Source organism: Pseudomonas urethralis, assembly GCF_021602465.1.
Classification (GTDB): Bacteria; Pseudomonadota; Gammaproteobacteria; order Pseudomonadales; family Pseudomonadaceae; genus Aquipseudomonas; species Aquipseudomonas vlassakiae.
This window is the reverse complement of record NZ_BQIJ01000005.1, coordinates 120,385-143,954: the sequence shown is the minus strand read 5'-3', so window position 1 is coordinate 143,954 and position 23,570 is coordinate 120,385. Positions and strand designations below refer to the sequence as shown.

The following is a 23,570-nucleotide window of genomic DNA, read 5'->3' as shown; positions in this document are numbered from 1 at the left end:
CAAAGTGCCCTCAGGTTCGTCCTTGCAAATCAGAAGCTGTCTTCTGGCAGGCTGGCGATGATCGAGCGGTAGCTGTTCATCCGCTGCGGCTTGATACGGCCTTCTTCGAGTGCCTTGAGCAGTGCGCACCCTGGTTCGCGATCATGCTTGCAGTCGCGGAAGCGACAGGTACCGAACAGGTCGCGAAACTCGATGAAGCCATCTTCGACGTCGTCGCGGCTGACATGGCCGAGGCCGAATTCGCGGATGCCCGGCGAGTCGATCAGGTCGCCGCCGTTAGGGAAGTGATACAGCCGAGCCGTGGTGGTGGTGTGCTGACCCTGGCCAGACCATTCGGACAGCTCGCCTACGCGGGTGCCGGCATCTGGCAGCAGGCTATTGACCAGCGACGACTTGCCCACGCCCGACTGGCCGACGAACACACTGATGTGCCCGTCGAGCATCTGCTGCAGGCGTTGCATGCCGTCGCCGTGGTGTGCGGAGACCTCAAGCAGCGGATAGCCCAGTTCGCGGTAGACCTCTAGCAGCGCATGCAGGCCAGGGCCGTTCTGGTCGTCGATCAGGTCGGCCTTGTTCAGCAGCAGCAGCGGGCGGATGCCGGCGTGCTCGGCAGCCACCAGGTAACGGTCGATCAGGTTCGGGTGTGGCTCCGGCGCCGGGGCGAAGACGATCACGATCAGGTCGACGTTGGCCGCGACCGGCTTGAGCTGGCCGTGGTTGTTCGGCCGGCACAGTTCGGTGCTGCGCGGCATCTGCGCGACGATCACGCCGATGCCCTGGTTGCCAGCGCGCCAGACTACGCGGTCGCCAGTGACCAGTGCCGGCAGGTTGGCCCGCAGGTGGCAGCGAAATACCTGGCCGGCGGCTTCGCCGTCCTGGGCTTCTACCTCGACCTGCACACCGAAGTGAGCGATCACCAGGCCCAGTTGTTCCGGCCCCAGGTCCCCGCCCTCCAGCTCTTGCAGCACGTGCTGCTCGCGTTTGGCGGCGCGAGCGGCGCGTTCGTTCTGGATTTTTTCGATACGCCAGTTCTGGCGACGATTGAGCTGGCGTTTGGCCATGGACCTTCCAAGGTGGGGCAAGTTGAAAACGGCAGGCAGTTTAGCACGCCCGCTCGCAGACCATTCTGGTTACCTTTGCACCGCGCATGCGCAGGCCGGCGTCGCTAGGCTAATATGACGGCCTATACGAGGAGCCCCTTCATGCAGAACCCACAGAACCTGATCTGGATCGATCTGGAAATGACCGGCCTGGACCCGGACCACGACGTCATCATCGAGATGGCCACCATCGTCACCGACAGCGAGCTGAACACCCTGGCCGAAGGCCCGGTGATCGCCATCCACCACAGTGACGAAGTGCTGGCGCGCATGGACGAGTGGAACACCCGCACCCACGGTGCCTCGGGCCTGACCCAGCGCGTGCGTGACAGCAAGATCGGCATGGCCGAAGCCGAAGCGCAGACCATCGCTTTCCTCGAACAATGGGTGCCCAAAGGCAAGTCGCCAATCTGCGGCAACAGCATCTGCCAGGATCGCCGCTTCCTCTATCGGCACATGCGCGGCCTGGAAAACTACTTCCACTATCGCAACCTCGATGTTTCCACCCTGAAGGAGCTGGCCGCGCGCTGGGCGCCGGATGTGCGTGACAGTTTCAAGAAGGGCAGCACCCACCTGGCGCTGGACGATATCCGCGAGTCGATCGCCGAACTGCGTCACTACCGCGAGCATTTCATCAAGGTATGAGCCGAAAGGGCGCAGATATTGTGCTTGCGCCCTCTTTTGGTGCCTCGGGCAACTGGTTAGACTGCGCGCCTTTTCCGTACGGACCCGCGCCATGTTGTTGATGCTCTACCTGATCGCCATCACCGCCGAAGCCATGACCGGTGCCCTGTCCGCCGGCCGTCGCGGCATGGACTGGTTTGGCGTCGTGCTGATCGCCTGCGTCACTGCCCTGGGTGGCGGCTCGGTGCGCGACGTGTTGCTGGGGCATTACCCGCTGACCTGGGTGAAGCACCCGGAATACCTGGTGCTGACCAGCTTTGCCGCACTGCTGACGATTTTCATCGCGCCGATGATGCGCCGTTTGCGTTCGCTGTTCCTGGTGCTGGATGCCCTGGGCCTGGTGGCCTTCACCCTGATTGGCTGCATGACTGCGCTGGAGATGGGGCAGGGCATGCTGGTGGCATCGATCAGCGGGGTGATCACCGGGGTGTTTGGCGGGATCCTGCGGGATATCTTCTGTAACGACATCCCGTTGGTGTTCCGTCGCGAGCTGTACGCCAGCGTGTCGTTCGCGGCGGCGTGGTTCTACCTGGGCTGCGTTTACTTCAAGCTACCGGCGGAGCAGGCGATGCTGCTGACCTTGTTCGGCGGCTTCCTGGTGCGTTTGCTGGCGATTCGTTTCCATTGGGAAATGCCCAAGTTTCATTACAACGACCAGCAGTAGGTACGCTTGCCTTGAGGGGTTGCTGGGCCTGTGAGATCGAGCGCCATCACCATCAAGGCATACGCCTAGCGGCCCTCACCCCCTTCAACGCCATGCCGTGCCAGGGCCCACTCGACATGCTCGCGCACCAGCTCCGATTGGTCCTCCCGGCGGGCTTTCAGCGCCTCGATCACCGGGATTGTCGAAGGCGCATTGCCCAGCCCCACCGCCAGGTTGCGCAAGAACCGCTCATACCCCGCACGCCGCAACGGCCCGCCTTCGGTCTTGCGCAGGAAGGTGCGCTCGTCCCAGAGGAACATTTCGGCCAGCTCGGCATTCTCCAGCCCATGCCGCGGCTGGAAGTCTTGCTCCTGGCTGTAATTGGCAAAGCGATTCCACGGGCAGACGATCTGGCAGTCATCGCAGCCAAACACCCGATTGCCCATCATCGAGCGCAGCTCTACCGGAATGGGCCCGCGCAGCTCGATGGTCAGGTAGGAGATGCAGCGCTGCGCATCCAGCACGTAGGGCCCGACGAAAGCCTGGGTCGGGCAGACGTCCAGGCATGCCTGGCAGCGCCCGCAGTGTTCACTGGTATGCGCTTCGTCCACCGGCAGCGGCAGGTCGACGAACAGTTCGGCAAGGAAGAAGTAGCTGCCGGCCTTGCGGTTGAGCAGCAACGTGTTCTTGCCGATCCAGCCCAGCCCGGCCTGCTCGGCCAGGGCCTTTTCCAGCACCGGGGCGCTGTCGACGAAGGCGCGGTAGCCGAACGGGCCGATCGCTTCCTGGATGCGGTCTGCCAGAAACTGCACGCGCTTGCGCACCAGCTTGTGGTAGTCGCGGCCCAGGGCGTAGCGCGACACGTAGGCCTTTTCCGGTTGCGCCAGGCGTTGTGCCATTTGCGTGTCACCCGGCAGGTAGTCCATGCGCAGCGAGACCACGCGTACCGTGCCTGGAATCAGCTGGTCAGGGTGTGTGCGCTTGCTGCCATGGGCGCCGAGGTACTCCATTTCACCCTGGTAGCCGGCGTCGAGCCAGCGTTGCAGGTGCTGTTCGTGTTCGCCAAGGTCGACCCCGGCGATACCAACGTGGGCAAAACCCAGCTCCTGGCCCCAGATCTTGATGGATTGGGCCAGTTGGGCGAGGTCAGGAGTACAGGCGGACATGGATAGGCAGGCAATACGGGCTCAGGTGCGTATAATTCTGCCAGACATTGGAGCCTTTGACCCCATGCCGCAGACCAAACACCCCAGCAACGCCCCGCAACTGCTCAGCAGCGTGACCGTCGCACACCTGCCGGCGCGTCATGCGCATGCCCATAAAGGCGACTTCGGCCATGTGCTGGTCGTCGGTGGCGACCTGGGCACCGGCGGTGCCGTGCTGCTCAGTGCCGAGGCCGCGCTGCGCTGCGGTGCCGGGCTGGTCAGTGTGGCGACACGCCCGGAGCACGTCGTGGCCGGGCTGGCGCGCATGCCGGAGAGCATGTGCCTGGGGGTCGAGTCCGCCAATCAGTTGATCGGTGTGCTGGAGCGTGCTTCGGTGCTGGTGGTGGGCCCCGGCCTGGGCCAGGCCGCCTGGGGCCGCAGCCTGCTGTCTGCGGTGGCCAATGCCGAGCGGCCGCAGGTGTGGGATGCCGACGCGCTGAACCTGCTGGCACGCACGCCACTGGCGCTGCCCAGCGGCAGCATCCTTACCCCGCACCCGGGCGAGGCGGCGCGGCTGCTAGGCATATCCACCGAGGCAGTGCAGGCTGATCGCCCGGGTGCGGCGCGCAAGCTGGCGCGGCGCTATGCCAGTGTCTGCGTGCTCAAGGGCGCCGGCACCCTGGTGGCGGACCCGACCGGCCAGCTGGCGCTGTGCGAGCGGGGGCATCCGGCGATGGCCGGTGCCGGGTTGGGGGACGTGCTCACCGGCGTGCTGGCGGCGTTGCTGGCCCAAGGGCTGGACGCCTGGAGCGCGGCGGGCCTGGGCGTATGGCTGCACGCCTGTGCAGGGGAGCGCCTGGGCGTCAGAGGTAGAGGCCTGGCAGCCAGTGATCTGGCGCCGGTCATTCGTGAGTTGTTGGAGGAGCATTCTGCGTGTCTGGCTTAACCCTGTTGCTGGCCGATGAAGCGGCCACGGTCGCGTTCGGCGCAAAACTGGCCGAGGTGACCGGCGGTCGCGGCGTGATTTTTCTGGAAGGCGACCTGGGGGCGGGCAAGACCACCCTCTCGCGTGGCCTGATTCGTGGGCTGGGCCATACTGGTGCAGTGAAAAGCCCTACGTTCACCGTGGTAGAACCCTACGAAATCGGTGAGGTGCGCGCCTTCCATTTCGACCTGTATCGCCTGGTCGATCCGGAAGAGCTGGAGTTCATGGGGATTCGTGACTATTTCGAAGGTGACCCACTGTGCCTGTTCGAATGGCCACAAAAGGGTGCGGGCGTTTTGCCAAAGCCCGACCTGACCATTACCATAAGCCCCCAAGCGAGCGGCCGCTCGCTTGACCTTACGCCGCAGGGGGCTCGCGGCGAGGCCTGGTGCACCGCACTGGCCGAACACTATAAACAGTAAGTGGGGTAGGTATGCGCATACGCGCACTGGTCGCTGTCGTTGGATTGCTGCTGACAGCGGTGACCGTTGACGCTCTGGCCGTCACTCAAGTCAAGAGCGTGCGCCTGTGGCGCGCGCCGGACAACACGCGGTTGGTCTTCGATCTGTCCGGCCCCGTGCAGCATAGCGTCTTCACCCTCAGCGCACCCGACCGCCTGGTGATCGACATCAATGGCGCGACGTTGGCCGCGCCGCTGAACGTGTCGACCGCAAACACCCCGATCAGCAGCGTGCGCTCGGCCCAACGTACCCCTACCGACCTGCGTGTGGTGGTCGACCTGAAAAAGTCGGTCACGCCCAAGAGCTTTACCCTGGCGCCCAATGCCCAGTACGGCAACCGCTTGGTGGTCGACCTGTACGACCAGGAAGCCGACGCCATAGCCGCCACTGCACCGACCCCGCCGCCCACGCCGGTACAGACCCCGGCAACCACGCCTGCAGTACCGGTGAGCCCGGCTCAGCCGGCAATCAAGCTGCCGCCGGTGCCGAGTGGCAAGCGTGACATCGTGGTCGCCATCGATGCCGGGCACGGCGGCGAAGACCCGGGTGCATCCGGCTCGCGTGGCCAGCACGAAAAAGACATCGTGCTGCAGATCGCCAAGGAACTGCAGCGCCAGATCAACACCGAAAAGGGCTACCGCGCCGAGCTGACGCGCACCGGTGATTACTTCATCCCGCTGCGCAAACGTACCGAGATCGCCCGCAAGAAGGGTGCCGACCTGTTCATCTCGATCCACGCTGACGCCGCACCGTCGCGCGCTGCCTTTGGCGCCTCGGTGTTCGCCCTGTCCGACCGTGGTGCAACGTCCGAGACCGCGCGCTGGCTGGCCGACACGGAAAACCGTTCCGACCTGATCGGGGGCGCCGGCAACGTCAGCCTCGACGACAAGGACCGTATGCTTGCGGGCGTGCTGCTTGACCTGTCGATGACGGCCACGTTGAGCTCCAGCCTGAACGTCGGGCAAAAGGTGCTCGGCAACATGGGGCGTGTCACCTCGCTGCACAAGCAACGGGTGGAACAGGCAGGCTTCATGGTGTTGAAGTCGCCGGACATCCCGTCGATCCTCGTTGAAACCGGGTTCATCTCGAACAACAACGAGGCGGCCAAGCTGGCCACCGCCAGCCATCAGCAGGCCTTGGCGCGCTCGATCCATACCGGCGTGCGCCAGTACTTCCAGCAGAACCCGCCGCCAGGCACCTATATCGCCTGGCTGCGTGATAGCGGCAAGATTGCCCAGGGGCCACGTGAGCACACCGTCCGCCCTGGCGAAACCCTGGCGATGCTCGCCGTGCGCTATCAGGTCAGCGTGACCAGCCTGCGCAGCGCCAACAGCCTGAAGACCGATGAGCTGAAGGTCGGCCAGCACCTCGATATTCCCGCTACCACGCTGGCTTCGCAATGAGTGGTGGTTCGCGCATCCAGCTGCTCAGCCCGCGGCTGGCTAACCAGATCGCTGCGGGCGAAGTGGTCGAGCGGCCGGCATCGGTGGCCAAGGAACTGCTGGAAAACAGCCTGGACTCCGGTGCCCGGCGCATCGACGTGGAGGTCGAGCAGGGCGGTGTGAAACTGCTCCGGGTGCGCGACGATGGCAGCGGCATTTCCGCTGATGACCTGCCGCTGGCCCTGGCCCGTCACGCCACCAGCAAGATTCGTGAACTGGAAGACCTTGAGGGCGTATTGAGCCTGGGCTTCCGGGGGGAGGCGCTGGCATCGATCAGCTCGGTGGCGCGCCTGACCCTCACGTCGCGCACCGCCAGCGCAAGTGAGGCCTGGCAGGTCGAGACCGAAGGCCGCGACATGACCCCGCGCGTGCAACCCGCCGCACATCCGGTCGGCACTTCGGTGGAAGTACGCGACCTGTTCTTCAATACCCCGGCCCGGCGCAAGTTCCTCAAGGCCGAAAAGACCGAGTTCGATCACCTTCAGGAAGTCATCCGCCGCCTGGCCCTGGCCCGCTTCGATGTCGGCTTCCATCTGCGCCACAACGGCAAGAGCATCCTCAGCCTGCATGAGGCTCATGACGAAGCTGCCCGTGCAAGGCGGGTGGGCGCGATTTGCGGCCCGGGTTTCATGGAGCAGGCGCTGCCCATCGACGTCGAGCGCAATGGCCTGAGACTGTGGGGCTGGGTCGGCCTGCCGACGTTTTCGCGCAGCCAGGCCGACTTGCAGTATTTCTTCGTCAATGGCCGTGCGGTGCGCGACAAACTGGTCGCCCACGCCGTGCGCCAGGCCTATCGCGATGTCCTGTTCAACGGCCGGCACCCGACGTTCGTGCTGTTCCTCGAGCTCGAGCCGAACGGCGTCGACGTCAACGTGCACCCGACCAAGCACGAAGTGCGCTTCCGCGAAGGCCGCTCGGTGCATGACTTCCTCTATGGCACGCTGCACCGTGCCCTGGCTGACGTGCGCCCTGAAGATCAGCTGGCCGCGCCTGCTGCCGTGCCTGAAGTGGTTCGCCCGACAGGGCTGCAAGTCGGCGAGTTCGGCCCGCAGGGTGAAATGCGCCTGGCCTCGCCAGTGCTCGAACAGCCGCAGCGTTCCATTGCCAATGGCGGCAGTGGCGCCGGATACCAGTACCAGTACACCCCGCGCCCGGCGCAGCCGCTGCCGGTCGCCGAGGCGCAGGCGGTCTACCGCGAGTTCTACAAGCCACTGAACGATAATGCGCCAGCTGCTTCGACGCTGCCGGAAAGCCAAGGGGACATTCCGCCGCTGGGCTATGCCCTGGCGCAGCTCAAAGGCATCTACATCCTCGCCGAGAATGCCGTCGGCCTGGTGCTGGTGGACATGCACGCGGCCCACGAGCGCATCATGTACGAGCGCCTCAAGGTGGCGATGGCCAGCGAAGGCCTGAGCGGCCAGCCGCTGCTGGTGCCGGAAACCCTGGCATTGAGCCAGCGCGAGGCCGATTGTGCCGAGGAGCACAGCCAGTGGTTCCAGCGCCTGGGTTTCGAGCTGCAGCGCCTGGGGCCCGAGACGCTGGCGATTCGCCAGATCCCGGCACTGCTCAAGCAGGCCGAGGCCAATCGCCTGGTTCAGGATGTGCTCGCCGACCTGATGGAGTACGGCACCAGCGACCGCATCCAGGCGCACCTCAACGAACTGCTTGGCACCATGGCCTGCCATGGCGCCGTGCGCGCCAACCGGCGCCTGGCCATTCCCGAGATGAACGCCCTGCTGCGCGACATGGAAAATACCGAGCGCAGCGGCCAGTGCAACCACGGCCGTCCGACCTGGACCCAGATGGGCCTGGACGACCTGGACAAACTATTCCTGCGCGGTCGATGACATGAGTGGCAAACCCCCTGCGATATTCCTCATGGGCCCGACGGCGGCTGGCAAGACCGACCTCGCCATCGAGCTGACCAAGGTCCTGCCTTGCGAGCTGATCAGTGTCGATTCGGCGCTGGTCTATCGCGGCCTGGACATTGGTTCGGCCAAGCCTTCCAAAGCGATTCTGGCGGCTTACCCGCACCGGCTTATCGATATCCGCGACCCTGCTGAAAGCTACTCGGCCGCGCAGTTTCGCGCTGACGCCCTGGAAGCGATGGCCGATATCACTGCGCGGGGCAAGATTCCGCTGCTGGTCGGTGGCACCATGCTGTATTACAAGGCGCTGATCGACGGGCTGGCAGACATGCCGGCGGCCGATGCTGCGGTGCGCGCGGAGCTCGAGGCCCAGGCCGCGGCGCTGGGCCTGGCCGAGTTGCACCGGCAATTGGCCGAGGTCGACCCCGAATCGGCGGCGCGTATTCACCCCAACGACCCACAGCGGCTGATCCGGGCGCTCGAGGTCTACCGGGTGAGTGGCGAGAGCATGACAGCCCATCGCCACCGTCAATTCGCGGAAAGTAGCGCCGCAGACGCAGGCGCTGGCGGGCATTTGCCCTATACTGTCGCGAGTTTGGCGATTGCGCCTGCGGATCGTCACATTTTGCACGAGCGAATTGCGCTACGATTTTCGCAGATGCTGGAACAGGGCTTCGTCGATGAGGTCCGATCGTTGCGAGCCAGAAGTGACTTGCACGCCGGACTGCCGTCTATACGGGCAGTGGGTTATCGGCAGGTCTGGGACTACCTCGACGGCAAGCTGACTGAGAATGAGATGCGTGAACGCGGTATCATTGCCACTCGCCAGCTGGCCAAGCGGCAGTTCACCTGGTTGCGTGGCTGGCCTGGCGTGCACTGGCTTGACAGCCTGGCCTGCGACAATCTGTCCCGCACCTTGAAATACCTTGGGGCGGTCTCCATATTGAGCTGAGTCCCTGCTGATTGCCGTCTATTCTTGCGAAGGGGCGGCCTGACTTATCAATTTTTCTGATTTTTCTATTTATCCTTACAGGAGTGCGGCATATGTCAAAAGGGCATTCGCTACAAGACCCTTACTTGAACCAACTGAGAAAAGAAAAGGTCCCGGTATCGATCTATCTGGTCAACGGGATCAAGCTGCAGGGCTCGATCGAATCCTTCGACCAGTTCGTGGTGCTGCTGAAGAACACCGTCAGCCAGATGGTCTACAAGCACGCCATCTCGACCGTGGTGCCTGCCCGTCCGGTTCGCCTGCCAAGCCCGTCCGATTCCGAACACGGCGACAGCGAGCCAGGCAACGCCTGATAGGAGCCTGCATTGTTCTTTGAGCGCCACGGTGGTGGTGAGCGAGCGTTGCTCGTTCACTTGGAAGGTCAGAACCCTGAGGCGCGCGAAGACCCGCAGGAGTTTCAGGAACTGGCACTGTCGGCCGGAGCCGACATCGTCTCGTTGGCCACGGTTGCCAGGCATCAGCCTACGGCCAAATACCTGATTGGCAGCGGCAAGGTCGAGGAGTTGCGCGACCTGGTCAAAGCCGAACAGGTAGACTTGGTGATTTTCAATCACACCCTCACGCCCAGTCAGGAGCGCAACCTCGAGCGAGTCTTCGAGTGTCGTGTGCTTGACCGAACCGGGCTGATCCTCGATATCTTCGCCCAGCGGGCGCGTACCCATGAAGGCAAGCTGCAGGTCGAACTGGCCCAGCTCGACCACATGAGCACGCGGCTGGTGCGCGGCTGGACCCACCTCGAGCGGCAAAAGGGGGGGATTGGCTTGCGCGGCCCGGGTGAAACCCAGCTGGAAACCGACCGCCGTCTGTTGCGGGTACGTATCCGCCAGATCAAGGGGCGCCTGGAAAAGGTGCGCAGCCAGCGTGAGCAGGCCCGTCGTGGCCGCAAGCGCGCGGATATCCCGTCGGTGTCGCTGGTCGGCTATACCAACGCCGGCAAGTCCACGCTGTTCAATGCCCTGACTGAATCCGAGGTCTACGCGGCGGACCAGTTGTTCGCCACGCTCGACCCGACCCTGCGCCGGCTCGAATTGGCCGACCTGGGGCCGATCGTGCTGGCCGATACCGTGGGTTTCATTCGCCACCTGCCGCACAAGCTGGTCGAGGCATTTCGGGCTACGCTCGAAGAGTCGAGCAACTCGGACCTGCTGCTGCATGTGATCGACGCCCATGAGCCAGAGCGCATGGAGCAGATCGAGCAAGTGCTGGCCGTGTTGGGCGAGATTGGCGCCGAAAGCTTGCCGATCCTTGAGGTCTATAACAAACTCGACCTGCTCGAAGATGTCGAGCCACAGATTCAGCGCGATGCCGATGGCAAGCCGCAGCGGGTCTGGGTGTCGGCACGAGATGGACGTGGCCTGGAGCTGGTCGGCCAGGCGATTGCCGAGTTGCTGGGGGATGATCTGTTTGTCGGTACCCTGTGTCTGGAGCAGCGTTTTGCCCGTTTGCGCGCGCAATTCTTTGCCCTGGGTGCCGTGCAGAGTGAGGAGCATGACGAAGAAGGGCGCAGCCTGCTGAGTGTTCGCCTGCCCAGGGTCGAGTTGAACCGCCTGGTCAGTCGCGAAGGCATGGAGCCGCAAGTGTTTGTCGAGCAACACACTTTGCAATAAATGCCCGGTGAGGTCACCGGGCAGCAGTGGCAGGCATTCTGTAGCATTGGACGGCGCGCCGTGGGCGCGTCTTTGCTTTATCAGATGGAGAGCGCTATGGCTTGGAACGAGCCGGGTGGCAACTCGAACAATCAGGATCCCTGGGGCGGCCGTCGCGGTGGCGGCGGTGGTGGCGACAAGAAGGGTCCGCCGGATCTGGACGAGGCCTTCCGCAAGCTGCAGGACAGCCTGAACGGCATGTTCGGCAGTGGCAAGAAACGTGGCGGCGGTGACCGCAATGTCGGCAAGGGGGGCGGCTACGGCCTGCTGGGCATCGGCCTGGCGGTGCTTGCTGCAATCTGGCTGTACAGCGCCGTGTATGTGGTCGATGAGCAGGAGCAGGCCGTAGTGCTGCGCTTCGGCAAGTACTATGAGACGGTCGGTCCCGGCCTGAACATCTACTTCCCGCCCATTGATCGCAAGTACATGGAAAACGTCACGCGCGAGCGTGCCTACACCAAGCAGGGGCAGATGCTCACCGAAGACGAGAACATCGTCGAGGTGCCGCTGACCGTCCAGTACAAGATCAGCAACCTGCAGGACTTCGTGCTCAACGTCGACCAGCCTGAGGTCAGCCTGCAGCATGCGACCGACAGCGCCCTGCGCCACGTGGTGGGTTCCACCTCGATGGACCAGGTGCTGACCGAGGGCCGTGAGCAGATGGCCGTGGATATCCGCGAGCGCCTGCAGCGTTTCCTCGACAACTACCGCACGGGTATCACCGTCACCCAGGTCAACGTACAGAGCGCGGCAGCCCCGCGTGAAGTGCAGGAAGCCTTCGACGACGTGATCCGTGCCCGCGAAGATGAGCAGCGTGCCCGCAACCAGGCCGAGTCCTACGCCAATGGCGTGGTGCCGGAAGCCCGCGGTCAGGCCCAGCGCATCATCGAGGATGCCAACGGTTACCGCGACGAAGTCATCGCCCGTGCCAAGGGTGAGGCTGACCGCTTCAGCAAACTGGTCAGCGAGTACCGCAAGGCACCTGAGGTGACCCGTCAGCGTCTGTACCTGGAGACCATGCAAGAGGTCTACAGCAATTCGAGCAAGGTCCTGGTCACGGCCAAGGATGGGCAGAACAACCTGCTCTACCTGCCGCTGGACAAGATGGTCGAAGGCAGCCGCAACACGGCCGCGCCCGGCGCCAGCGTCAGCCCGTCGGTCAACGATGCGGCCGCGCGTGCGGCGCAGGACCTGCAACAGCAACAGCCGCCACTGCGTACTAGGGAGAGCCGCTGATGAGCAACCGATCGCTGATCGCCCTGATTGCCGCCGTGGTTCTGGCCATTGTGGCCTGGAACAGCTTCTACATTGTGTCCCAGACCGAGCGTGCAGTGCTGCTGCGCTTCGGTAAGGTGGTCCAGGCGGATGTCCAGCCGGGCCTGCACGTGAAGATTCCGTACGTGAACCAGGTACGCAAGTTCGACGCACGCCTGATGACCCTCGACGCCCCGACCCAGCGGTTCCTGACCCTGGAGAAGAAAGCGGTGATGGTCGACGCCTACGCCAAGTGGCGCGTCAAGGATGCCGAGCGCTTCTACACTGCCACTTCCGGCATGAAGCAGATTGCCGACGAGCGTCTGTCGCGTCGTCTGGAAAGCGGCCTGCGTGACCAGTTCGGTAAACGTACCCTGCACGAGGTGGTTTCCGGTGAACGTGACGCGTTGATGGCTGACATCACCGCATCGCTGAACCGCATGGCCAGCAAGGAGCTGGGTATCGAGGTCATCGACGTGCGCGTCAAGGCCATCGACCTGCCGAAGGAAGTCAACCGCAGCGTGTTCGACCGCATGAGTACCGAGCGTGAGCGTGAGGCCCGCGAGCACCGCGCCAAAGGTAACGAGCTGGCCGAAGGTATTCGCGCCGATGCCGACCGTCAGCGCCGTGTACTGCTGGCCGAAGCCTACCGTGAAGCAGAAGAGACTCGCGGTGACGGCGACGCCCAGGCGGCCGCCATCTACGCCAAGGCCTACACCCAGGACGCCGATTTCTATGCGTTCTACCGTAGCCTGCAGGCGTACCGCGACAGCTTCTCGAGCAAGAGCGACGTGCTGGTACTGGATTCGAAGAACGAGTTCTTCCGCTTCCTGGACAAGAGCAAGCCGTGACGCTCAGGCCCTGATTTCCATGCAGCGGCGCCCCGCCTGGCAGCTAAAACACCAGGCGGGGTGCATCCTGTATGAAAAGGGGTGTATGATGAGGCAGCCGGGAAATTTCCCGGCTTTTTTGCGTCTGCAAGGTTGATTGGCAAAGCGCCAGTTGACGGTTTGGTCAGGTCGCAAGGCAATTTGAGGGTGTCGGGTACGGTGGTTGCGCTGGGATCAGTGCTGCCCGCTGCTGTGCGCGATACCGGCTTTACTGACGGCTCGCCAGCTGGCAAGCCGCCCGGACCAGAGGGGAAATGGCGTAATGGCAACGGTAGACCGCTGGCTGCTGCCAGATGGCATCGAGGAAGTACTGCCACCTGAGGCTGCGCGTATCGAGATCGCGCGCCGCCAGGTGTTGGACCTGTTCCAGAGTTGGGGCTACGAACTGGTCGTCACCCCGCATATCGAGTACCTGGAGTCGCTGCTCACCGGCGCCGGCCAGGACCTGGATCAGCGCACCTTCAAGGTGGTCGACCCGCAGTCCGGTCGCCTGATGGGCTTCCGCGCCGACTTCACCCCGCAGGTCGCGCGCATCGACGCCCATACCCTGCGCCGCGAAGGCCCGAGCCGTCTGTGCTATGCCGGCAGCGTGCTGCACGCCCAGCCACGTGCCCTGTCCACCTCGCGCAGCCCGATTCAGCTGGGTGCCGAGCTGTACGGCGACGCCAGCCCGACCAGCGATGTCGAAGTGATCAGCCTGATGCTCGCCACGCTGCAGCTGACCGACGTTGCCGACGTGCACATGGACCTCGGCCATGTCGGAATCTACCGCGGCCTGGCCCGTGCCGCCGGCCTGTCGGGCGCGGTCGAACAGCAGTTGTTCGATGCCCTGCAGCGCAAATCGGTTGATGAAGTACAGGCGCTGACTGCCGATTTGCCGAAGGACCTGGGCAATATGCTGCGCGCCCTGGTCGAGCTGTGCGGTGGCCGGGAAGTGCTGGCCGAAGCGCGAGTGCGCCTGGGCCGTGCCCCGGCCAGCGTATTGGCGGCGCTCGACGACCTGCTGGCGATCGCCGATCGCCTGGCGTCGCGCTTCCCGGAGCTGCCGCTGTACTTCGACCTCGGCGAGCTGCGCGGTTACCACTATCACACGGGCGTGGTGTTCGCCGTGTTTGTTCCGGGCGAAGGTCAGTCCATCGCCCAGGGCGGCCGCTATGACGATATCGGCGCCGACTTTGGCCGGGCACGCCCGGCCACCGGTTTCTCCACGGATTTGAAGACCCTGGTCACACTGGGGCGAGCGGAGGTCGTATTGCCAACTGGCGGCATCTGGATGCCGGACAGTGGCGACGCGGCCCTCTGGCAGCAGGTCTGCCAGTTGCGCAACGAGGGCCAGCGTGTGGTCCAGGCTTTGCCTGGCCAGCCGTTGAGTGCTGCTCTCGAGGCGGATTGTGATCGGCAATTGATTCAGCAAGACGGGCGCTGGCAGGTTCTGCCGCTGGCCCAGTGAGTTTCTGCGTCGGCAGTAGGCCGGCAACCAAGTTTGCGTGAATGAGGACCAATGTAATGGGTAAGAATGTCGTCGTCCTGGGCACCCAGTGGGGTGATGAGGGCAAAGGCAAGATCGTCGATCTGCTGACCGAACATGCTGCCGCCGTAGTGCGCTACCAAGGTGGTCACAACGCGGGCCACACCCTGGTGATCAACGGTGAGAAAACCGTTCTGCACCTGATTCCCTCGGGCATCCTGCGTGAAGGCGTACAGTGCCTGATCGGCAACGGCGTGGTCGTTGCACCGGACGCCTTGATGCGTGAAATCACCAAGCTGGAAGAGAAGGGCGTACCGGTGCGCGAGCGCCTGCGCATCTCCCCGGCTGCGCCGCTGATCCTGTCGTACCACGTGGCCCTGGACCAGGCCCGTGAAAAAGCCCGTGGCGAAGCCAAGATCGGCACCACCGGCCGCGGCATCGGCCCAGCCTACGAAGACAAGGTCGCACGCCGCGGCCTGCGCGTTGGCGACCTGTTCCACCGTGAGCGTTTCGCCGCCAAGCTGGGCGAGTTGCTGGACTACCACAACTTCCAGCTGGTGAACTACTACAAAGAGCCGGCCATCGACTTCCAGCAGACCCTGGACGAGTGCATGGCCTACGCCGAACAGCTCAAGCCGATGATGCTCGACGTCACCGCCGAGCTGCACAACCTGCGTCGCGCCGGCAAGGACATCATGTTCGAAGGCGCCCAGGGTTCGCTGCTGGACATCGACCACGGTACCTACCCGTACGTCACCAGCTCCAACACCACTGCTGGCGGCATCTCCACCGGTTCCGGCGTGGGTCCGATGTACCTCGACTACATCCTGGGCATCACCAAGGCCTACACCACTCGCGTGGGTTCCGGTCCGTTCCCGACCGAACTGTTCGACGAGACCGGCGCCACCCTGGCCAAGCGCGGCCACGAGTTCGGTTCGACCACCGGCCGTGCCCGCCGTTGCGGCTGGTTCGATGCCGTCATCCTGCGTCGCGCCATCGACGTCAACAGCATCTCGGGCATCTGCCTGACCAAGCTGGACGTGCTGGACGGCCTGGAAACCATCAACATCTGCGTTGGCTACAAGAACGAGAACGGTGCCGTCATTGACGCCCCATCCGATGCCGACAGCTACATCGGCCTGGAGCCGGTGTACGAAGAGATGCCAGGCTGGAGCGAATCGACCCTGGGCGTGAAAACCCTGGAAGAGCTGCCACAAGCTGCGCGTGACTACATCAAGCGCATCGAAGAGCTGGTCGGCGCGCCGATTGATATCATTTCGACCGGCCCGGACCGCAACGAGACCATCGTCCTGCGTCATCCGTTCGCCTGATCTGCCCTCCAGGCTGATCTGACGCCGCGCTCCTGAAAGGGGGCGCGGCGTTTTCATTTGTGGCGCGCGCTGGCGGCATTGCTAGACCTTGGCGCTTATCCCTGCTGTGTACGGCACAACCCTTGCTGTAAGAAGTTTCTGTAGATGCCATCAAAATAGTGGCGCCAGAAAACACGAGGGTTACACCGTGTCTGCCATCCTTTCACTGTTACGAAGCCGCCTCTTGCGGCCTGTGTTTGTTGCCCTTGGTATCGCCCTTTTGGTGCAAGTGCTGGTGGCCGTTGCGCTGACCCGCAGCACCGTGACGGCTTTGGAGGCCGACCTGGGGGAGCGCCTGGGCAAAGACAGCCGCCAGCTCGCCAGCGAGCTGGAGCAGGCCGGGCAAGATGTGCGCGGGGGCCTCGAGAGCCTCTCCAGCAGCACCCGTCAGCGCTTGAGCGCGGGCCTTTCCACGCGGCTGCAGGACGAACAGCAGCAGTTGCGGGCCACCCTGGAGAAAAACCTCAAGGATTCGGCCAACGACATGGCCGAGCTGCTGGCATCGGTCGCCCCGCGGGCGATCTGGGACAACGATGTGCCGATGCTCTCCGACTTCGCCCGCCGCGCCCAGCGCAACCCCAACGTGCTGTTCGTGATTTATGACGATGCCCAGGGCCAGCACCTGACCCGTTACTTGAACCGGCAGAACCCGATCAACCAGGCCTTGATCGAGAAGGGCCAGGGCGAGCGAGCGCTGGATAAGGTGCTCGATGCTGCGCGTCGCGATTCATCGGTGTATTTCGTCGAAGCGTCGATCAACCCCAATGGTGCCGAGATCGGCAAAGTGCTGATGGGGGTGTCCACGGCCGGTGTTGATCAGGAGCTCAAAGCTCTCGACCAGCGTTTCAGTGCCCTGATCGCCAGCGGTGAGCAACTGGTTGGCGATAGCCTGGGTGCGGCGGCCGCCGACAGTGGCAAGGCCCTGCGCGAGCGCCTGCAAACCGCGCAGGCCAGCGCCACCGCGATGCAGGCCAACACCGCACAGACCGTGCGCGATGCGGCTGCCGAGCTGCGCTGGCGGATTGGCCTGGGCCTGGTGGTGGTCGGCCTGGGTGTGCTGCTGGTGGTCGCCGTGGTGCTGGGGCGCCGCGTGCTCAGCAAGCTGCGCCTGCTGATCGCTGCCCTCAACGATCTGGCTGCGGGTGAAGGCGACCTGACCAAGCGCGTGACCCTCGACAGCCGCGACGAGATCGGTGACATGGCGTCGGCGGTCAACCGCTTTGTCGACAAGCTGCAGCCTATCGTCCGCGAAGCCGGTGAGGTGGCTCAGCGTACCGGGGTCGAGATCGGCACCATGGCCCAACGCAACGCCGGTGCCGATGCCGCAGCGGCGTTGCAGCGTGACGAAGTGGCCGCCAGCCTGCGCGACCTGTCGAGCATGGCTGACGAGGCCCAGGCCGAGAGCCATGCCATGCAGGCGGCGTTGCAGCAGGTCGTGGACATTCGCCAGGCAACCGATGAGAACAGCCGTTCCTCGACGCAACTGGCGAGCCTGATCGAGAACCTGGCCGGCCAGGTCGAAACGGGTTCGCAGGTGATCGAGCGTCTTGCCAAGCAGAGCGAGCAGATCGAAGTGGTGCTGACCGTCATCCATGGTATTGCCGAGCAGACCAACTTGCTGGCCCTCAACGCAGCAATCGAGGCGGCACGCGCTGGCGAGACAGGTCGCGGCTTTGCCGTGGTGGCCGATGAGGTGCGAGCGCTGGCGAGCAAGACCCAAAGCTCTACCGGCGACATCCAGGCGCACATTGCCGCCCTGCAGAAAGGTGCCAAGGAAGCGGTGGCCACCATCAGTCAGGCCGGGATCAAGGCCAACGAAGGGCTGTTGGTGCTGCGGGATAACGAGCGTCGCCAGCAGTCGGTGCAGGCTGCAGTGGAGCAGGTGCACGCGGCTATCGGGCTGGCTACCCGCGCTGCCGAGCAACAGGCCCATGGCGCCCAGGCGGTGAGGGGCAGGGTGGAGAACATCCATGCCCAGGCCGAACGCTCGGCTGAGGTGGTGATGCAGACCACGGCCAGCAGCAAGGTGCTGGATGATCTGGCGGCCCAATTGCGTGCCAGTCTCGGTCAGTTCCGGGCTTGAAACCAGCGCGGTCGCTTCTTGTGGGAGCGGCCTTGCGTCGCGAAAGGACCGCAAAGCGGTCCCGGGATATCTGCATGAACGCATCTATTACTGGAGCCGCTTCGCGGCCCTTTCGCGACATGAGGGCGCTCCTGCAGCGCGTCATGTTGCTATGCTGTCGGCGACACATGACAAAGGGAGTTGCTCATGTCCGCCCAACTGGTCGCCGCCCAGGCCGACCTGAATTTCCTGCACAGTGACAGCGTCCAGCTCACTGCCCCGATGACCGCCCTGCAAGCCTACTGCGCCATGACCTCGGACGTCCCCGGCTGGCTCGCCAGGGCCTTCCGCATCCGCGACTTCATCTCACGCCGTTTCAATGTCGCCGATATCCACGGCTTCAGTCGCCGCGATCCAGCGCATGTGCCAGCCGTCGGCGAGCACCTGGACTTCTTCACCGTCGAGGCCATCAGCGACCAGCAACTGGTGCTGACGTCGCGCGATACGCACTTGGCGGTGATGGTGTGTATGGATGTGTCGACAGGGGAGTGCAGCCTCCCGCAGTTGAAAGTGACCACATCGGTAAAGTGTTTCAACACCTTCGGCCGTTTGTACATGGTGCCGGTAGGAAGGGTTCATGGTGTGATCGTGCGGCGGATGCTGGGCAACCTGCAAGGCCATCGTTTCAAGCATCGGTAAGCAACATATTCTTACCTCATAAATGAGAGTTTTTACCCGATCTTGTAGGCAATTTCCCAAAGTTTGCTTATGGGCGTGCGTGCTATTGCCTGGCTTGGCACAGGGAACTAGTGTCAACCGGGTCTCGAGGTGACGGTGCTGATCCGCCGTCTGCTTTTCAGGCGCAACCGCAAGACGACAATGCGAGAGCTCTGTCGTCTTTCAGCCCAAATATTGCTAAGGAGAGGTAAGCATGGCTTTCGATGCTTATATTCAAATCACCGAAATTGCTGGCGAAGCACTGGACGAGCAGTTCACCAACTGGATCGAGATTGCTGGCTACAAGTTCGGCGCCAACCAGAGCACCTCTGCCACCGCAAGCTCTGCGGGCGGCGCATCATCAGGCCGTACCACACTCACCAATTTCTCCTTCACCAAGTACCTGGACAGCGCCAGCTGCAAGCTGCTGGAAGCCAGCTGTGCCGGCCAGCACCTGAAGGAAGTGAAGTTGGTGCTGTGCCGTGCGGGTGGCGACAAGCTCAAGTACTTCGAAGTGGTCCTCGAAGAAGTGATCATCGCCGACTACGCCCAGAGCGCCAGCACCGGGGTGCCCATGGAGGTGGTGCAACTGAACTATGGCCGCATCAAGACCACCTACACGCGGCAGAAGCGCCTCGATGGCAGCGCCGGTGGCAATGTAACCGGTGGCTGGGATCGCATCAGTAACAAGAAGTATGCGTGAGGTTCGACCATGTCCGAGGCTCGTAGCTACATTAATCCCAAAGCGCAGTCCTATGAGTCGCTGAGGGCCGATACACCCATGAACGGGAACCAGCGGGCCAAGTTTGATGTTTTGAATGCGCATATCGTCAACACTGTTGTTTTCCCTGGCGAACTGATAATCGTGGGTGACCCAAGCACACCGTCCTGTACTGCTCATGAGGCATTTCTCATGGGTAAGGCGTTGGGTATACACCTTGATATCGAATTGAACGGCGGTGGGCTTGACGGGTTCCTTCTGGAGAATTTTGAGCTGCTGCAGAGCTTGCTGGCTCGTGGGTCCATCGGCGCTGGTACCGCTAGTGACGCTTGGAGTAAGCATCTTGAAGCGATCAAGAAAACGTTAGAGGAGATAGAACGACTCCACCGAAATTATTTGCATCAGGGTACGTTGAAAGCTCGTGATGTATTCTACTCGAAACGTACAGCGTTATTTCTGACGTTGGAGGCGCAGCTAGACAGTATGGCTGCGTATGGGGCTGGTTTGCGCAATCGGGGTAAAATCAAGCATGCACTGGATATATCCACCAAAAGATTTCTTCACGGTGGTGAGATTAAAGGGTACGCAGAAAAAATATCTGGCGTGGCTAAGGCGGCTAATTGGGTAAAAAAAGGTGCGTATCTGGGGATGGCGCTTGAAGTGGCGTCAACCGAGCTGGCAATTCGTAACGCTTGCGTGCTTGGGCGGGAGGATGAATGTAAAAAGGCTAAGTATGTCGAAAGGAGTTCGCTAGTCGCGGGTTTGGGGCTAGGAGGAATTGGTGGGAAAGTCGGGGGCGTATTGGGGCCAATAGCTTGTGTTGCCTTAGGCGTTTCCACCGCTGGAACGGCAACTTTCGCATGCGCGGTACTGGGGGGAGCGGCTGGAGGTATTGCCGGGGGTGAGTTTGGCGAGATGTTGGGAGAAAGAGTAGGGGAGATTTTGTACGAGGCAGTGCGATGAGTAACTTGCACCTGGCAGTGCTTGGGGTATTCGCGATTATTTCGCCGTATTTTATGTTTGGTGTATGGATATACGTTGCACATCGATATCTGGATCGTATCGAATCAGCCTTGTCAAATAGTCGAATGGTGGCTGTAAATAGAGAAATATACTCTCATGCAGGGTTGCCCGGGAAAGTCATGCGGCTAGGGTCAATTTCTGCAATGCTATCTATGAAATATTTTTGCGTTCGAAAGGGTCTATTAGATGGCGATGACCTTGCTAAGGCTCCCGCCGACCTGCAGAAGTTGTTAGTGCGCTTGTGGTCTGTACAAATTTTTCTAATTGCACTGATTGTGCTGTTTTTTGTTTGGATAGCGTACTGGAGGTAAGCTCGTGTGTCGTTCAAAATCCAGGCTGCTTGCCAGCCTGGATTCGTTCTCAAGCCTTGTTCAAGTACATCCGGGTAGTCAGCAAATACACCGGCAACCCCGAAACCACAATCAGCAACGCCGCATAAGGCGCCGCCGCCGCAAACTCGACGTTGGCGGTATGTGCCCAGACCTCAGTGGCCAGGGTGGTCATGCCCGTCGGGCTGAGCAGCAGGGTGGCGGTCAGTTCCTTCATGGCATCAAGGAACACCAGCGCAAACGCCGCCGCCAGCGCCGGGAAGATGATCGGCAAGGTCACCCGGCAAAACGCTGCAAAGCTGCTGGCACCCAAAGTGCGGGCTGCTTCTTCGAGGGTTGGCGAAGCCTTGTTCAGTGCCGTGCGCACCGGCGCCTGGGCCAGTGGCAGGAACAGCAGCGCATAGGCCAGCAGCAACAACGCGGTGGTCTGGTACAGCGCCGGCACGTAGTGCAGCGAGAACACCACCAGGGTCAGCGCGATCACCAGGCCGGGGAGGGCATGCAGCAGGTACGGCAGGCGTTCGGCCCACAATGCCAGGCGCCCTTTGTAGCGCACCACCAGGAAGCTGACCGGCAGCGCCAGCAGCACGCAGAAGCCTGCACCACCCAGCGACACTGACAGCGAAGTCAGCAGCGCTTTGCTGATCGCCGCTACCGGGAAGGCGGCCGACGACCCCACGCTCAGCCAGTAACCCAGCATGGCCAGCGGAATGCCGCTGCCGAGAATCGCCAGGCCCAGGCAGAACAGCTGCGCCAACGGCATCCAGCCGCGCAGCCGCACCGGTTGCCCGCGACGCGCCACGCCCTGGCCGATACGCACATGACGGGCTTTGCCGCGCACGCGCAGTTCCAGCCACAGCATCAGCAGGCACAGCGCGAGCAGTACGGCCGAAAGCATGGCCGCGTTGGCGTTGCTGAATTCCAGCTCGAATTGCTGGTAGATCGCCGTGGTGAAGGTCTGCAGGCCGAGGATCGACAAGGCGCCGAACTCGACCAGCATGTGCAGCGCAATCAGCAGCGCACCGCCCAGCATCGACGGCCACAGCAGCGGCAGGGTGATCTTGCGGAACACGCCCCAGCGGCTGTAACCCAGGGTGCGTGCCGACTCTTCAAGCGACGTGTCGAGGTTGCGCAGGGTCGCCGCCACCGGCAGGAACACCAGCGGGTACTTGGACAGTGCCATGACCAGGATCGCACCGCCCAGGCCTTCGAAGTCCGAGCTCAGCGATACCCAGGTGAAGCTGCTGACGAACGACGGCACCGCGAACGGCAGGCACAGCACCACGCCCCACAGCCGGCGGCCGGGAAGGTTGCTGCGCTCCAGTAGCCAAGCCAGGGCCAGGCCAGCCACCATGCACGCCAGCGTCACCCCTGCCATCAGCATCAGGGTGTTGCGCATCAGCCCCCAGACGAAGGGGCGCCAGAGCAGGTGCAGGGCTTCGCGCCAGCCGGCCTCCCAGGCTTTCATGGCGACGTACAGCAGCGGCAGCACGCTCATCGCCACCAGGAACAGCACAGGCAGCAGCACCCAGAACGAGGGGCGCTTGCGGCGCGGCACGTAACGTACCGGCACCGGCTCGGACAGGGCGGCAGTCATCAGAGCAGGCCGACCTCGCGTTCAAGCTCGATCGCTTCCTCGGCGTTGCCCAGGTCGGCTGGCGAGATCTTTGGCGGGCGCAGCTCTTCGAACGGCTTCAGGCCGCGGTCGGAGACCATGCCCTTGTGCAACGGGTACTCGGCGGTGGTCTGGGTGATCACGCGCTGGCCTTCTTCACTGGCCATCCAGTTGAGCAAGGCCTGGGCTTCCTTCGGGTGCTTGCTGGCCTTGACCGCAGCTGCGCCGGAGATGGTCACCAGGTTGCCGGCGTCGCCGTCGGCCAGATAGTAGAGCTTGGAGTCGAGCTTGCCGCGCTCGCGCTGCAGCGCATACCAGTAGTAGTTGTTGACCAGTACGGCGGCGACTTCGCCTTTTTCCACGGCCTTGAGGGCGACCATGTTGTTGGTGTAGGTCTTGCCGAACGCTTTCAGGCCGGTCAGCCATTCTTCGGTGGCTTCACGCCCGTGCATCTTCAGGATGGCTACAGCTTGCTCCTGAAATGCGCCACTGGTTGGCACGTAGCCGACGCGGCCTTCCCACTCAGGGCCGGCGAAGTCCATCACGGTGGTCGGCAGGTCTTTTTCGTCGACTTTCTTCGGGTTGTACACCACCACGCGGGTGCGGGCGGTCACGCCCATCCAGGTGCCGTTGGCGCCAACGTATTCCTTGGGCAGCATGTTCAGCGTGGCGCCGTCGATCTTCGCCAGCAGGCCCAGTTCGCCCAGGTTGTTCAGTGGCGGAGATTCTTCGGTATAGATGATGTCGGCCGGCGAGCGGTCGCCTTCCTCGATGATCTGGCTGGCCAGCTGGTTGCTGCTGCCCTTGCGGATATTGATATGGATACCGGTCTTGGCCTCGTAGGCCTTGGCGATGGCTTCGCCGATTTCCTTGTGCTGGCCGTTGTACAGGGTCAGCGTGACCGGTTCATCTGCCAGGGCGGCCGGAGCGCCGATCACCAGGCTCAGAACTGCGGCAGCCAGTGTACGCATCAGCGGTTGCGGGCGGATCGTCATGCGGGTACTTCCTCGCTTACGGCTACATATTCGGAAACAATGGTAAACGAAATCGTTTCTCAAGTGGCCGGGTGACGAGAAATTCATCGGCAGACGAAGGTACAACTCATGAGGCTGTGCCTGCAGTGCTGGCCGCTTCG

General features: G+C 62.9%; 21 protein-coding genes and 1 pseudogene. 18 read left to right on the top strand and 4 right to left on the bottom strand.

What is annotated here, in order from left to right:
* Window positions 1–29: 29 nt before the first annotated feature.
* Complete coding sequence (rsgA, locus tag L6D64_RS10500) at window positions 30–1,061, bottom strand: small ribosomal subunit biogenesis GTPase RsgA (protein ID WP_054887872.1); 1,032 nt, start codon at window positions 1,059–1,061, stop codon at window positions 30–32.
* Between the two features lie 141 nt (window positions 1,062–1,202).
* Here rsgA and orn point away from each other — a divergent pair, with 141 nt between their 5' ends.
* Together orn and L6D64_RS10490 are read left to right on the top strand one after the other, a co-directional pair.
* Window positions 1,203–1,745: an oligoribonuclease gene (gene orn / locus L6D64_RS10495; RefSeq protein WP_176509998.1), complete on the top strand. Its 543-nt coding sequence runs from the start codon at window positions 1,203–1,205 to the stop codon at window positions 1,743–1,745.
* 91 nt (window positions 1,746–1,836) lie between these two features.
* Window positions 1,837–2,448 (top strand): trimeric intracellular cation channel family protein, encoded by a 612-nt coding sequence (locus L6D64_RS10490; protein WP_054887870.1) that lies wholly within the window; start codon window positions 1,837–1,839, stop codon window positions 2,446–2,448.
* Window positions 2,449–2,513: 65 nt separating this feature from the next.
* On the opposite strand, the gene queG is transcribed toward L6D64_RS10490, so the two are convergent.
* Window positions 2,514–3,593 carry a tRNA epoxyqueuosine(34) reductase QueG gene (queG, locus tag L6D64_RS10485; protein WP_176509999.1) on the bottom strand — a complete coding sequence of 360 codons (1,080 nt, stop codon included), beginning with the start codon at window positions 3,591–3,593 and terminating at the stop codon, window positions 2,514–2,516.
* A gap of 64 nt (window positions 3,594–3,657) precedes the next feature.
* Here queG and L6D64_RS10480 point away from each other — a divergent pair, with 64 nt between their 5' ends.
* The 16 genes and pseudogenes from L6D64_RS10480 (at window position 3,658) to L6D64_RS10410 (ending at window position 20,431) form a co-directional block, all read left to right on the top strand.
* Window positions 3,658–4,518, top strand: a complete 861-nt coding sequence (locus L6D64_RS10480) for an NAD(P)H-hydrate dehydratase (protein WP_176510000.1) — start codon at window positions 3,658–3,660, stop codon at window positions 4,516–4,518.
* Window positions 4,506–4,979: a tRNA (adenosine(37)-N6)-threonylcarbamoyltransferase complex ATPase subunit type 1 TsaE gene (gene tsaE / locus L6D64_RS10475; RefSeq protein WP_054887867.1), complete on the top strand. Its 474-nt coding sequence runs from the start codon at window positions 4,506–4,508 to the stop codon at window positions 4,977–4,979. Before L6D64_RS10480 ends, tsaE begins: the two co-directional genes overlap by 13 nt.
* An 11-nt stretch (window positions 4,980–4,990) precedes the next feature.
* Window positions 4,991–6,421, top strand: coding sequence for an N-acetylmuramoyl-L-alanine amidase (locus tag L6D64_RS10470; RefSeq protein ID WP_176510001.1), 1,431 nt, complete (start codon window positions 4,991–4,993; stop codon window positions 6,419–6,421).
* Window positions 6,418–8,307 carry a DNA mismatch repair endonuclease MutL gene (mutL, locus tag L6D64_RS10465; protein ID WP_176510002.1) on the top strand — a complete coding sequence of 630 codons (1,890 nt, stop codon included), beginning with the start codon at window positions 6,418–6,420 and terminating at the stop codon, window positions 8,305–8,307. The genes L6D64_RS10470 and mutL overlap by 4 nt, the downstream gene beginning before the upstream one ends.
* Before the next feature lies 1 nt (window position 8,308).
* On the top strand, window positions 8,309–9,280 hold the full coding sequence (gene miaA / locus L6D64_RS10460; RefSeq protein ID WP_176510003.1) for a tRNA (adenosine(37)-N6)-dimethylallyltransferase MiaA: 972 nt from the start codon (window positions 8,309–8,311) through the stop codon (window positions 9,278–9,280).
* Window positions 9,281–9,372: 92 nt separating this feature from the next.
* Complete coding sequence (gene hfq, locus L6D64_RS10455; protein ID WP_027920748.1) at window positions 9,373–9,633, top strand: RNA chaperone Hfq; 261 nt, start codon at window positions 9,373–9,375, stop codon at window positions 9,631–9,633.
* A gap of 12 nt (window positions 9,634–9,645) precedes the next feature.
* Window positions 9,646–10,947 (top strand): ribosome rescue GTPase HflX, encoded by a 1,302-nt coding sequence (gene hflX / locus L6D64_RS10450; RefSeq protein WP_054887863.1) that lies wholly within the window; start codon window positions 9,646–9,648, stop codon window positions 10,945–10,947.
* A gap of 96 nt (window positions 10,948–11,043) precedes the next feature.
* Window positions 11,044–12,222: an FtsH protease activity modulator HflK gene (gene hflK / locus L6D64_RS10445; protein ID WP_054887862.1), complete on the top strand. Its 1,179-nt coding sequence runs from the start codon at window positions 11,044–11,046 to the stop codon at window positions 12,220–12,222.
* Window positions 12,222–13,091, top strand: coding sequence for a protease modulator HflC (gene hflC / locus L6D64_RS10440; protein WP_176510004.1), 870 nt, complete (start codon window positions 12,222–12,224; stop codon window positions 13,089–13,091). Before hflK ends, hflC begins: the two co-directional genes overlap by 1 nt.
* Window positions 13,092–13,392: 301 nt before the next feature.
* Entirely contained in the window at window positions 13,393–14,580 is a 1,188-nt protein-coding gene (locus tag L6D64_RS10435; RefSeq protein WP_054887860.1) for an ATP phosphoribosyltransferase regulatory subunit, read from the top strand.
* A 56-nt stretch (window positions 14,581–14,636) separates the two neighbouring features.
* On the top strand, window positions 14,637–15,929 hold the full coding sequence (locus L6D64_RS10430) for an adenylosuccinate synthase (RefSeq protein WP_003249542.1): 1,293 nt from the start codon (window positions 14,637–14,639) through the stop codon (window positions 15,927–15,929).
* Window positions 15,930–16,452: 523 nt separating this feature from the next.
* Window positions 16,453–17,145 (top strand): annotated as a pseudogene (locus L6D64_RS28490) (methyl-accepting chemotaxis protein); the annotation flags it as partial.
* A gap of 21 nt (window positions 17,146–17,166) precedes the next feature.
* Window positions 17,167–18,051 (top strand): methyl-accepting chemotaxis protein, encoded by an 885-nt coding sequence (locus L6D64_RS28485; RefSeq protein ID WP_373874234.1) that lies wholly within the window; start codon window positions 17,167–17,169, stop codon window positions 18,049–18,051.
* Between the two features lie 186 nt (window positions 18,052–18,237).
* Window positions 18,238–18,729, top strand: a complete 492-nt coding sequence (locus L6D64_RS10420) for a DUF2867 domain-containing protein (protein WP_176510006.1) — start codon at window positions 18,238–18,240, stop codon at window positions 18,727–18,729.
* A gap of 232 nt (window positions 18,730–18,961) precedes the next feature.
* Complete coding sequence (locus L6D64_RS10415; protein WP_152958509.1) at window positions 18,962–19,450, top strand: Hcp family type VI secretion system effector; 489 nt, start codon at window positions 18,962–18,964, stop codon at window positions 19,448–19,450.
* Between the two features lie 9 nt (window positions 19,451–19,459).
* Window positions 19,460–20,431, top strand: coding sequence for a hypothetical protein (locus L6D64_RS10410; RefSeq protein ID WP_176510007.1), 972 nt, complete (start codon window positions 19,460–19,462; stop codon window positions 20,429–20,431).
* Window positions 20,432–20,851: 420 nt separating this feature from the next.
* Here the strand turns inward: L6D64_RS10410 and L6D64_RS10405 are convergent, their stop codons facing one another.
* A complete protein-coding gene (locus L6D64_RS10405; protein WP_176510008.1) occupies window positions 20,852–22,417 on the bottom strand; it encodes an ABC transporter permease in 1,566 nt (521 codons plus the stop codon).
* Window positions 22,417–23,430, bottom strand: a complete 1,014-nt coding sequence (locus L6D64_RS10400) for an extracellular solute-binding protein (RefSeq protein ID WP_176510009.1) — start codon at window positions 23,428–23,430, stop codon at window positions 22,417–22,419. The genes L6D64_RS10405 and L6D64_RS10400 overlap by 1 nt, the downstream gene beginning before the upstream one ends.
* Window positions 23,431–23,570: the final 140 nt, after the last annotated feature.